Genomic DNA, 11,227 nt, shown 5'->3' with positions numbered 1-11,227 from the left:
GCCCCGCTCGGCCCCTCGTCTGGCGGACCCCCCTCACCGGTCTCATGACCGGCACCGCCGAACCAGGGCTCACCGCCGCCGCGTGCGTGCTGATCGGCTCCACCGGGTTCGACGGCATCACCCGGACCACCTACTGGCGCGACAACGTCGACCCCTCCAGCGTCCTGGCCGGGACGCTGGGCCTGGCCGCCGCGATCGCCGCCGTCGCCGTCCTGTACACCGCGGCGCTGCGGGCCGGCGCGCACCTGACCGGCCAGGACCCCGCCGCGCTGCCGGGCCGGTTCGCGGCGACGCTCCTGCCGATCGCCCTCGGCTACACCGTCGCGCACTACTTCTCGTTCCTGGTCCTGGAAGGACAGACGACCTTCATCCTCCTCGGCGACCCGTTCGGGACGGGCCTGGACCTGTTCGGCGCCGCCGGCAACCGCGTCGACCACGACCTGGCCGGGCCTGCGCTCACCGCGCAGGTCCAGGTCAACGCGATCGTCCTCGGCCACATCGCGGGCACCATCGCCGCCCACGACCTCGCCCTGCGCTCCCCGGACCGGGCGCTGCGCGGCCGGCTCCCGCTCGCGGCCGTCATGGTCGCCCTCACCTGCGCCGGGCTGTTCGCCCTGCTCAGCGGCTGACCTCCCGCACCGCCACACCTCCCGCACCACCACCGATCCCCCGGCCGTAGAGTTGCCCGCATGGCCCCTTCGATCGCCACGGCGAACCGCGTCGACCGTCCCGCACTGCTCGAATTCCTGCGTCCCAGGCACCGCGCGGTGCTGTCCACCGTCCGGTCCGACGGGACCCCGCAGATGTCGCCGGTGACCTGCGGGGTCGACGAGCGGGGACGCGTCGTCGTCTCCACCTACCCCGAGCGCGCCAAGGCCCGCAACGCCCGCAGGGACGCGCGGGTGTCGGTGTGCGTGCTGTCCGACGAGTTCAACGGCCCCTACGTGCAGGTCGACGGGACCGCCGAGGTCATCGACATGCCCGACGCCGCCGACGCCCTCGTCGACTACTACCGCTGCATCGCCGGCGAGCACCCCGACTGGGACGAGTACCGCGAGGCCATGCGCCGCCAGGACAAGTCGCTCATCCGCGTCACCATCGACCGCTGGGGCCCGATCGCCACCGGCGGCTTCCCCGCCCGCCTCGCACCCGGCGACGACTAGTACTAGCGAGGACCGCGACGGGCAGGCCGCGAGCGACGGGCCGCTGGATCGCGACGTGGTCCTCGGCGGCGAAGGCGATGTCGGGGGTGAACCCGGCCTTGGGCGACCGGAAGACCGTACTTTGTCCTATGGGCGGGTGGTGGCGCAGGATCAGTGCATGACCCTTCCGAGCCAGGACGTCCTTTCGATCGAGGAGGCGCAGCGGGAGTTCACCGCCGGTGTCGCCTACCTCAACACCGCCACCTACGGGCTGCCGCCCCGCGCGGCGCACGAGGCGATGCTCGCCGCCGAGCGGGACCGGGCCGCCGGGCTGATGGCCCCGCCGGCGCTGGACGAGGCGGTGACCCACTCGCGTGAGGCGTTCGCGCGGCTGCTCGGCGTGCCCGCCGGGAGGGTGGCGTGCGGGCCGCAGGTGTCGTACTTCGTCGGTCTGGTCGCGGCGTCGCTGCCGGCCGGGTCGACGGTCCTGGTCGCCGACGGCGACTTCACCTCGCTGCTGTGGCCGTTCGCCGCGCGGGCGGAGCTGACCGTCCGGTCCGTCCCGCTGGAGCGGATCGCCGACGCCGTCGACGGCGGCACCGACCTGGTCGCCGTGTCGGCGGTGCAGTCCGCCGACGGCCGCATCGCCCCCATGGACGACCTCATCGCCGCCGCCCGCGCGCACGGCGCCCGGATCCTGCTGGACGCCACCCAGGCCGCCGGATGGCTGCCGCTGCCCGCCGACCGCGTCGACTGGCTGGTGTGCGGCGGCTACAAGTGGCTGCTGGGCCCGCGCGGCACCTGCTTCCTCACCGGCACGGCCGAGGCCCTGGACGCGCTGCCCGCCGCCGGCGCCGGGTGGTACGCGGGCGCCGACATCTGGGACTCGGTCTACGGCCTGCCGCTGCGCCTGGCCCCGGACGCGCGCCGCCTCGACCTGTCCCCGGCATGGCAGTGCTGGGCCGGGCACGCCCCCGCCCTGGAACTGCTCGGGCGGGTCGGCGTCCCGGCCGTCCACGACCACGACGTGCGCCTCGCCCGCCGCTTCAGCGCCGCGCTGGGCCTGCCGCCCGGCGACTCGGCCATCGTGCCGGTGGACGTCCCGGACGGCACCGCCGAGGTCCTGCGCGCGGGCGGGGTGATCGCCTCGGTGCGGGCGGGGCGGCTGCGCTGCGCCTTCCACCTGACCACCACCGAGGCCGACGTGGACAAGGCCGCCGGGCTCCTCGCCCCGCTCGTCTCGCGCGGCTGAGGATCTTACGAGATTCGAACAAGGTGGCCCGTCAGGGCCCGCGAGGGCGTTCCGGGCGGCCGGAGCGCCCTACGGTCGGCCGCATGAACGTACTGCTCACCGGGTCGGCCGGATTCATCGGCTCGCATGTCGCCGAGGCCCTGACCGCCGCCGGCCACCGTGTCCGCGGCCTGGACCTGGCGCCCGGCGGAAACGGCGAGGCCGCCGACGTCCGCGACCCCGGCGCGGTGGCCGGGCGGCTGGACGGCGTCGACGCCGTCTGCCACCAGGCCGCCAAGGTCGGCCTCGGCGTGGACGTGTCCGACCTGCCCGCCTACACCTCCGCCAACGTGCAGGGGACCGCCGTGCTGCTCGCCGAGATGGCCCGCGCGGGCGTCGGGACGCTCGTCCTGGCGTCGTCGATGGTGGTGTACGGGGAGGGCGCCTACACCTGCGACCGGCACGGCCCCGTGCGTCCCGGGCCCCGCGCGGAGGAGGCGCTGGAGGCGGGACGGTTCGAACCGGGCTGCCCGTCCTGCGGGCGGCCGCTGGCCCCCGGCGCCGTCGGGGAGGACGACCCGCCCGGCCCACGCAACGCCTACGCCGACACCAAGCTCGCGCAGGAGCACCTGGCGGCGTCGTGGGCGCGGGCGACCGGCGGTTCGGCGGTCGCGCTGCGCTACCACAACGTGTACGGGCCGCGGATGCCCCGCGACACCCCCTACGCCGGGGTCGCGGCGATCTTCCGGTCCCGGCTGCTGGACGGGCGGGAGCCGCTGGTGTTCGAGGACGGTGCGCAGCGCCGCGACTTCGTGCACGTCCGCGACGTCGCACGCGCCAACGTGCTGGCGCTGGAACGCGCCGCGGCGGACCCCGGCCGCGGCGGGCTGCGCGCCTACAACATCGCCAGCGGCGAGCCCCGCACCATCGGGGACCTGGCGGGCGCGCTGGCCGCCGCGTTCGGCGGGCCCGGCCCGCGCGTCACCGGCGGCTACCGGCTCGGGGACGTCCGCCACATCGTCGCCCGCCCCGACCGCGCCCGCCGCGAGCTGGGGTTCTCCCCGTCGGTGGCGTTCGCCGACGGGATGGCCGAGTTCGCGCGGCAGCCCGTCACAGGTTCGTAAGGGTCGTTCACCCGTCACCGAAAGTAGCGTCGCACTGTGATCGATGTGGTTCTCCCGTGCCTCGACGAGGCCGAGGCGTTGCCCTGGGTGCTGGCCCGGATGCCCGGCGGCTTCCGGCCGCTGGTGGTCGACAATGCCTCCACCGACGACTCCGCGCGCGTCGCCGCCGACCTCGGCGCACGCGTCGTGGCGGCTCCCGACCGCGGCTTCGGCGCCGCCTGCCACGCGGGCCTGCTGGCCGCCGGCACCGAGGTGGTGTGCGTGATGGACGCCGACGCCTCCCTCGACCCGGCCGAGCTGCCCCTGCTCGTCGCCGCGCTCGGCGACCTGGAACCGCCCGGCGGCGGGCCGGGGCCCGGGCAAATGCCGGGGCTGGTGCTGGGGCGGCGGCGGCCGTCGGGCCGGGGTGCGTGGCCGCCGCACGCCCGCGCCGGAAACGCCGTCCTGGCCCGGTCCCTGAACCGGCGCGCCGGGACCCGGCTGCACGACCTCGGGCCGATGCGCGCCGCCCGCCGGGAGGCCCTGCTCGACCTCGGGCTGCGGGACCGCCGGTTCGGATACCCGCTGGAGATGGTGCTGCGCGCGGCCCGCGCCGGCTGGCGGATCGGGGAGGTCGACGTCGCCTACCGCCCCCGGACCGGCGCCTCCAAGGTGACCGGGACGTTCGGCGGGACGGTCCGCGCCGTCCGCGACATGCGACGCGTCCTGGCGGAGGTCGCCCCGTGAGCGCCGCCGTGAACCGCTCACCGGACGACGCCGCGGCCGATCTGATCGTCGTGGCCAAGGAACCCGTCCCCGGGCGGGTGAAGACGCGGCTGACGCCCGCGTACACGCCCGGGGAGGCCGCGGCGCTGGCCGAGGCGTCCCTGCGCGACACCCTCGCGGCCGTCGCCGCGGCCGCGGCCGGGCGCCGCGTCCTGGTCCTGGACGGCGTGCCGGGCCGGTGGCTGCCGCGCGGGTTCACCGTGCTCGCCCAGCGCGGCGGCGGCCTGGACGAACGCCTCGCCGGCGCCTTCGGCGGCGCCTACCGGGGCCGCCCGCTCGTGCTGATCGGCATGGACACCCCGCAGGTCACCCCGGCGCTGCTGAACGACGCGTCCCGGAGCCTGGCCCGGCACGACGCGGTGTTCGGCCCGGCCTCGGACGGCGGTTTCTGGCTGCTCGGGCTGCGGCGACCGGACGCGGCGCTGCTGCGCGGCGTCCCGATGTCGCGGCCCGACACCGGCGCGGTCCAGCTGGCCCGGCTGCGCGCCGCCGGGCTGGACGTCGCGGCGCTGCCCGAGCTCACCGACGTCGACACCGCCGCCGACGCCGAGCGCGTCGCCGCCGGCGCCGCCGGGACCCGGTTCGCCGCCGCCGTGCGGGCCCTCGGCGCCAGGACCGCCACCGCATGATCGGGGAACTGTACGAGGAGGCGCTGCGGGGCAGCGGCCCGGTGGAGATCGAGCACGCCGACGGGCGCCGCCGCCCGCTGCCGCTGCGGGACTGGCTGGCGGTCCGTCCCGGCGACGGCGGGCTGCTGGACCGGTGCGAGGGCCCCACGCTCGACGTGGGGTCCGGGCCGGGGCGGCTCACCGTGGCGCTGGCCCGGCGCGGGTTGCCGGTGCTGGGCATCGACCTGGCCCCCTCCGCGGTCGCGCTGACGGTCGCGGCGGGCGGCCCGGCCCTGTGCCGGGACGTGTTCGGCCGCGTCCCCGGCGCCGGGCGCTGGCGGAGCGTCCTGCTCGCCGACGGCAACATCGGCATCGGGGGCGACCCGGCCGCGCTGCTGCGCCGCGTCCTCGCGCTGGCCGCGCCGGGCGGGCGGGTCCTGATCGAGGCGGAGGCGCCCGGGGCCGGGTCGCGGACCGAGCCGCTGCGGCTGCGGTCGGGCCGCTCGGTCGGCGACTGGTTCCCCTGGGCGCACGTGTCGGCCGACGCGGCCGCCGGGCTGGCCGCCGCGTGCGCGGCGGCCGTGACCGACCAGTGGGAGGAGGCGGGCCGGTGGTTCGTCGCCCTGCGCGCATGACCCCCCTCCTCGCGGCGGCGGTGACCGCGGCGGCGCGGCTGCAGGGGCGGTTCACCAGCCGCCTGCACGACGAGCGGACCGCGGCGTGGCTCGGCATGGCCCTCGGCGCCGCCTTCCTGTCGGCGTTCGCGACGGGTCTGGTCTCCCACTACATGCAGCACCCGCCCGGGTGGATGCAGTGGCCGTCGCGGCCGGTGAACCTCTACCGGGTCACCCAGGGCGTCCACGTCATCGGCGGGCTGGCCACGGTGCCGCTGCTGCTGGCCAAGCTGTGGACGGTCTACCCCCGGCTGTGGCAGTGGCCGCCGGTCCGGTCGGCCGCGCACGCGCTGCGGCGGCTGCTGATGCTCGCGCTGGTCGGCGGGGCGCTGTTCCAGTTCGTCACCGGGGTGCTGAACATCGGCTACTGGTACGCGTTCCCGTTCCCGTTCACCACCGCCCACTACTGGACCGCCTACATCGTCACCGGGGCGCTGCTGATCCACGCCGTCCAGGAGTGGCCGAAGGCGCGCCGCGCCGTGATGACCCGCCCGCAGGACGCGGTGGGACGCCGGGCCTTCCTGCTCACCGTCGCTGGCGCGGGCGGCGTGATCGCGGCCACCACGGCCGGGGAGGCGTTCTCCCCGCTGGCGCGGCTGGCGGTGCTGGCCCCGCGCCGCCCCGGCACCGGCCCGCAGGGCCTGCCGGTCAACAAGTCCGCGGCCGCGGCCGGGGTCGCCGGTACCGCCCGCGACGCCGGCTGGCGCCTGACCGTGACCGGCCGCGTCCGCCGCGATCTCACGCTGTCCCTGGAGGATCTGCGCGGCCTCCCGCAGCGCACCGCGCGCCTGCCGGTCGCGTGCGTCGAAGGCTGGAGCGCGGAGGCGACGTGGCGGGGGGTCGCGCTGCGGGACCTGCTGGCCATGGCGGGCGCGCCCGGCGACGCGCACGTGCGGGTCGAGTCGCTGCAGCGCGGCGGGGACTACCGCACCTCGCGGGTCTCCCCGGAGCACTGGCGCGACCCGCTGACACTGCTGGCCCTCGGCCTCGACGGCGAGCCCCTCCACATCGACCACGGGTATCCGTGCCGCCTGATCGCGCCGAACCGGCCCGGCGTCATGCAGACCAAGTGGCTGCACCGGGTGGTGGTCCTGTGAAGGCGCCACCGGCGAAGGGGGTGGCCAAGGCGGCGGCGAAGGCGGTGGTGACCGCGGCGGGGCTGGCGCTCATCGCCGTGGGGGTGCGCGGCGTCGTCGCGGACCTCGACGCGGCCGCGTGGCTGACGTGGTTCGCGGGCGCGGCGGTCCTGCACGACGGCGTCCTGGTGCCGGTGGTCCTGGCGGCGGGGCTGGCGACGCGCCGGCTGCCCGACGGCAGCCGGCCGGTGGTGCGCGCCGCGCTGGTCACGGCGGCGTGCGTGACCGCGGTCGCGCTGCCGCTCGTCCTCGGCCACGGCCGCCGCGCCGACGAGCCGTCCCGCCTGCCGCTGCCCTACGACCGCAACCTCGCGGCCGTGCTGGCGGTGATCGCCGCGGCCGCCGCCGCGGCGATCGCGGCCCGCGCGCTCACCGGCCGCCGCCGCGACCGGCGGCGCCCCGGACAAGAGGACCCCGCGCACGAGGGCGCGGGGCCGTCGCGGGCCACGCGGGAGGGACGGACGTGACCGTGACCGAGGTCCGCGGCCGGGCCGCGGACGACGAGACGGCCGCCGCGCGGCGGCGGTGGCCGGGGTGGGCGGCCGCCGCGGTGTGGGCCGCCGGGATCGCGGCGGCGTTCGCGGTGGGCTGGTACCTGCGGCGCGCCGGCCTGGCGACCGAGGACCGGCTCCCCCCGCTGCACGCGCGGCCCCGGGCGCGGCCGCTGACCTGGGAGCTGCTGCCCGCGGCGGCGTTCGCGGCCGCCGCGGTGGCGGCGCTGCCGGTGCTGGCGGCGCGGCTGCCGTGGCGGGCGCTGCTCGCCGCCGCGTGGGCGGCGGCCGCGGTGTGGGCGGTGGCGCTCGCGGCCGCGGGCGGATGGGACGCGCTCGCCGGTCCGCTGAACGCGCCGACCGAGTACCCGGCGGGCCTGGCGCAGCTGCGTCCCGACCCCCTGCTGTGGCTGGAGACCTTCACCGAGCGGCTCGGCGGATACACCACGCACGTGCGGGGGCATCCTCCGCTGCCGATGCTGGTGCTGTGGGCGCTGGAGGCGGCCGGGCTGGGCGGCACCGGCTGGGCGGCGGCGCTGGTCGTCGCGGCGGGGACGTCGTCGGTGGCGGCGATCGCGGTCACGGTGCGGTGCGCGGCGGGCGAGCGCGCCGCGCGGACGGCGGTGCCGTTCCTGGTGCTGGCGCCGGCGGCGCTGTGGATCGCCACCTCGATGGACGCGTTCTTCCTGGCCGTGGGTGCGTGGGGGACGGCGCTGCTCGCCGTGGCCGCCCGCCGCGCGGGCGCGTGGGGGCTCGCGGCCGCCGGAGCGGGCGGGCTGCTGCTGGGCTGCCTGCCGTATCTGAGCTACGGGCTGCTGCCGCTGTTCGCGGTGCCGCTGGCGGTGCTGCTGCTGACCCGCCCGCGGGCGGGTGTCCTCGCGGCGCTCGGCGCGGGCCTGGTGGTGGCGCCGGCGGTGTTCACGGCGCTGGGGTTCTGGTGGCCGGACGGTGTGCGCGCCACGCTGGAGACGTACCTGGTCAGCCGCGGTTCGGCGCAGCGCTCCTACGCCTACTTCGTGGTGGCCAACCTCGCCGTGCTCTGCCTGCTGACCGGCCCGGTGGCCGCGCACGCGCTGCCCCGCGCGGCCGGGGTGCTGCGGCGCGCCGTCCGGGCGAGGGCGGTGCCCCCGGAGGCCGCGGCGGCGGCGCTGGCGGCGGCGGCGCTGATCGGCGTGCTCGCGCTGGACGCCTCCGGTGTGACGCGCGGCGAGGTCGAGCGGATCTGGCTGCCGTTCTCCGGCTGGCTGCTCGCCGCGGCCGCCCTGCAGCGGCCACCGGCCCGCGGCTGGCTGGCGGCCCAGGCCGCGACCGCGCTCACCGTCCAGGCCCTGGTCCTGTCGCCCTGGTGAGCGCGGACGCGCGGCTCAGGGCGGAGGCCAGGTGATGAGGGTGTGGCCCCAGGTCACGCCCGCGCCGAACCCGGCGAGCAGGACCAGGTCCCCCGCGGCGATCCGGTCCTCGCGCACGGCCCGGTCCAGGGCGTAGGGGAGGCTCGCGGCGCCGATGTTGCCCACGTCCTGCCCGGCGATCGCCAGCTGCGCCGGGTCGAGCCCGGCCTCGCCGGCCAGCGAGGCGACCAGCCGCGGGTTGGGCTGGTGCGGCACGACCAGCGCCAGGTCGGCGGGCTTGATCCCGGCGCCCTCGGCGGCCTCGGCGACCAGCCGCGGGAACACCCCGGCGATGAACGCGCGGACGGCCCGGCCGTCCATGTGGATGGTGTGGCCCCGGCCGGCCAGGGTGCCGGCGCTGGCGGGGGAGCGGCTGCCGCCGGCGGGGATGAGCACGTCGCCGGCGCGGGAGCCGTCCGACCCGAGCGTGACCGGGCCGATCCCGTACGGCGGCGCGGCCGGCCCGACCACCGCGGCGGCGGCGCCGTCGCCGAACAGCGCGGCGGTGGCGCGGTCGGCGGGGTTGAGGAACCGGGAGTACACCTCGACGCCGATGACCAGCGCGTGCGCGGGCCCGCGCTGCCCGGCGAGCCAGCCGACCGCGGCCTGCAGCCCGTAGACGAACCCGGTGCAGGCGGCGGCGATGTCGAACGCGGCGGCGCGGCGGGCGCCCAGCAGCGCCTGGACGCGGCAGGCGGTGGAGGGGCCCAGCTCGTCGGGGGTGGAGGTGCCGAGGACGATCAGGCCGACGTCGGCGGCGTCCAGGCCGGCCGCGGCGAGCGCGCGCCCGGCGGCGGCCGCGGCCAGGTCGGAGGCGGCCTGGCCGGAATGGGCGACGTGCCGCTGGCGGATTCCCGTGCGCTCCTCGATCCACGACGGCCCGAGCCCCATCGACGCGGACAGCTCCTCGCTGCGGACGCGCCGGGCGGGCAGGTACGCGCCGGTTCCGCGGATCGCCCACCCCCGTTCGCCGCCGCGCGGGTGATGGCCCTGACGTGCTTCTGCCACTGACGGTTGCCAGACCGATCCCATGAGCGAATAATCCCATTTCAGTGTTTATGTTCCATAACTAGGAGTTATTTGGCTTTGTACTGAAAAGAGAAGAGAGCCTTCCTTCGAGGTAAGGAGACCCCCGCGTGCCGTTCTCTGCGATCCATCCGGCCGAGGAACTCAAACCCGACGACGCGTGCGCCTTCCTGTTCGCCGGAACCGGCTCCGCGGGGACCCCCGACCTCCCCGCGCTCGCCCGCACCGGACCCGCCGCCGCCCGAGCCGCCGCCGACGTCGTGGACGCCGTCCAGGAGGGCCTCCCGCGCGAGGGATGGCCGCGCCTGCGCTCGATCCTGCTGGAGGACACCGGCTCCTACCGCGAGGCCGCGCGCACCCCCGGCGTCGCGCAGCTCGCCGGATACACCGCCTCCGTCGCCGTCGACCGGGTGCTGCGCACCGCCGGCGTCCACCCCGCGTTCGCGGTAGGGCAGAGCTTCGGGGAGATCGCCGCGCTGGTCAGCGCCGGCGCGTTCGCGATCGCCGACGGCGCCCGCATGGCCGTCAGCCTCGTCGGCGTGCTGGCGCGCCGCGGCCGCGGCGGCGGCCTGGGCCTGCTGGAGACCGGCGAGGACGGCACCCGCGACTGCATCGCGGCCGCCGCCGCCCCGCAGGTGGCCGTGGCCTGCCTGAACGCCCCGACGGTCACCGTGGTGTCCGGGCCGGACGGCCCCCTGGAGCAGGTCCTGGACGCCGCCCGCGACCGGGGCGTGCGGGCCGTGCGCCTCGCCGTCCCCTACCTGTCGCACCATCCCGCGATGGCCGGCGCCGACGACGAGTGGTACGCGATGATCCGCCGCTTCCCGCAGCGGCCGCTGGAGCTGCCGGTGCACTCGCCGGTCCGGGGCCGCGCCTACCGCGACGGCGACGACCTGCACCGCGCGCTGGCCGACTGCATCGTCAAGCCGGTGCGGCTCCCGCAGACGCTGCGCGCGGTCCGCGAGGCCGGCGCGACGGTGTTCACCGAGGCCGGCGCCGGCGACGCGCTGTGCCAGTGCGCACGCCTGACACTGCCCGGCGCGCGGACCCTGGCGCCGCTGCGCGACCGCCCCGCCCGAACCCGAGCCTGACGGAGGCCACCACGATGGACACCTTCACCGGCGCCGTCCCCGACGAGGGCCTGCTCGGCTTCGTGCGCGGCTCCTCGCTGGACGCCAAGACGCGCGCGCGGCTGGCCGAGGCCGTCCCGGACGAGTTCTTCACCTACCCCGGCGGCCTCACCGCCCGCGGCCACCAGGAACTGACCTACGAGCGGCTGCGGCGGGCGGGCCTGTCGGCGCCGCCCGCGCCCGACCTGCTGGACGACCCCCCGGCGCTGTGCGCGCTGCTGGAACGCGCCGCGATCGCCGACCCGGCCCTGTTCCACGTGATGCTGCTGCACTACACCCTCGCGCTCGGCCCGGTCCTGCGGTTCGGCGCCGGCCAGGACGGCCCCCGCGAGGCGCGCGAGGCCATGGAGTCCATGGCCTCGTTCGGGACGCTGCTGATGACCGAGGTGGGACGCAGCAACAGCCACCTGTCGCCGCGCACCGTCGCCCGCCACGACCCCGCGACCGGCGGGTTCGTGCTGAGCACCCCGGACGCGCAGGCCGCCAAGTTCCCCACCAACACCGCCCACCCC

Annotated in this window: 11 protein-coding genes and 2 pseudogenes; 12 read left to right on the top strand and 1 reads right to left on the bottom strand. The window is 77.5% G+C overall.

Going from position 1 to position 11,227, the window contains the following annotated elements; all coding sequences use genetic code 11:
* The 10 genes and pseudogenes from E1281_RS30905 to E1281_RS30860 all read left to right on the top strand — a co-directional run.
* Positions 1-629 (top strand): annotated as a pseudogene (locus tag E1281_RS30905) (hypothetical protein); the annotation flags it as partial.
* 60 nt (positions 630-689) lie between these two features.
* Positions 690-1,163: a PPOX class F420-dependent oxidoreductase gene (locus E1281_RS30900; protein WP_131883250.1), complete on the top strand. Its 474-nt coding sequence runs from the start codon at positions 690-692 to the stop codon at positions 1,161-1,163.
* Positions 1,164-1,320: 157 nt separating this feature from the next.
* The gene (locus E1281_RS30895; protein WP_131883249.1) at positions 1,321-2,394 is read left to right on the top strand and encodes an aminotransferase class V-fold PLP-dependent enzyme; all 1,074 of its coding nucleotides are present in this window, start codon (positions 1,321-1,323) and stop codon (positions 2,392-2,394) included.
* A gap of 83 nt (positions 2,395-2,477) precedes the next feature.
* Complete coding sequence (locus E1281_RS30890) at positions 2,478-3,497, top strand: NAD-dependent epimerase/dehydratase family protein (RefSeq protein ID WP_131883248.1); 1,020 nt, start codon at positions 2,478-2,480, stop codon at positions 3,495-3,497.
* A gap of 36 nt (positions 3,498-3,533) precedes the next feature.
* A complete protein-coding gene (locus E1281_RS30885; protein WP_207943584.1) occupies positions 3,534-4,223 on the top strand; it encodes a glycosyltransferase family 2 protein in 690 nt (229 codons plus the stop codon).
* Positions 4,220-4,891, top strand: a complete 672-nt coding sequence (locus E1281_RS30880; protein ID WP_243717611.1) for a TIGR04282 family arsenosugar biosynthesis glycosyltransferase — start codon at positions 4,220-4,222, stop codon at positions 4,889-4,891. The genes E1281_RS30885 and E1281_RS30880 overlap by 4 nt, the downstream gene beginning before the upstream one ends.
* Positions 4,888-5,505 carry an SAM-dependent methyltransferase gene (locus tag E1281_RS30875; RefSeq protein ID WP_131883247.1) on the top strand — a complete coding sequence of 206 codons (618 nt, stop codon included), beginning with the start codon at positions 4,888-4,890 and terminating at the stop codon, positions 5,503-5,505. Before E1281_RS30880 ends, E1281_RS30875 begins: the two co-directional genes overlap by 4 nt.
* Complete coding sequence (locus E1281_RS30870) at positions 5,502-6,641, top strand: molybdopterin-dependent oxidoreductase (protein WP_131883246.1); 1,140 nt, start codon at positions 5,502-5,504, stop codon at positions 6,639-6,641. The genes E1281_RS30875 and E1281_RS30870 overlap by 4 nt, the downstream gene beginning before the upstream one ends.
* Positions 6,638-7,147 (top strand): hypothetical protein, encoded by a 510-nt coding sequence (locus tag E1281_RS30865; protein ID WP_131883245.1) that lies wholly within the window; start codon positions 6,638-6,640, stop codon positions 7,145-7,147. The genes E1281_RS30870 and E1281_RS30865 overlap by 4 nt, the downstream gene beginning before the upstream one ends.
* Complete coding sequence (locus E1281_RS30860; protein WP_131883244.1) at positions 7,144-8,520, top strand: hypothetical protein; 1,377 nt, start codon at positions 7,144-7,146, stop codon at positions 8,518-8,520. Before E1281_RS30865 ends, E1281_RS30860 begins: the two co-directional genes overlap by 4 nt.
* Positions 8,521-8,535: 15 nt before the next feature.
* Here the strand turns inward: E1281_RS30860 and E1281_RS30855 are convergent, their stop codons facing one another.
* Entirely contained in the window at positions 8,536-9,567 is a 1,032-nt protein-coding gene (locus E1281_RS30855; protein WP_243717610.1) for a ketoacyl-ACP synthase III, read from the bottom strand.
* Positions 9,568-9,695: 128 nt separating this feature from the next.
* On the opposite strand from E1281_RS30855, the gene E1281_RS30850 reads away from it, so the two are divergent.
* Both E1281_RS30850 and E1281_RS30845 read left to right on the top strand, forming a co-directional pair.
* Positions 9,696-10,676 (top strand): acyltransferase domain-containing protein, encoded by a 981-nt coding sequence (locus E1281_RS30850; RefSeq protein ID WP_131883242.1) that lies wholly within the window; start codon positions 9,696-9,698, stop codon positions 10,674-10,676.
* Between the two features lie 14 nt (positions 10,677-10,690).
* Positions 10,691-11,227 (top strand): annotated as a pseudogene (locus E1281_RS30845) (hypothetical protein); the annotation flags it as partial.

The organism is Actinomadura sp. KC345, assembly GCF_004348515.1.
In the GTDB taxonomy this organism is placed as follows: Bacteria; Actinomycetota; Actinomycetes; order Streptosporangiales; family Streptosporangiaceae; genus Spirillospora.
The sequence above is the reverse complement of the archived record's forward strand: the minus strand, read 5'-3'. Positions and strand labels throughout refer to the sequence as shown.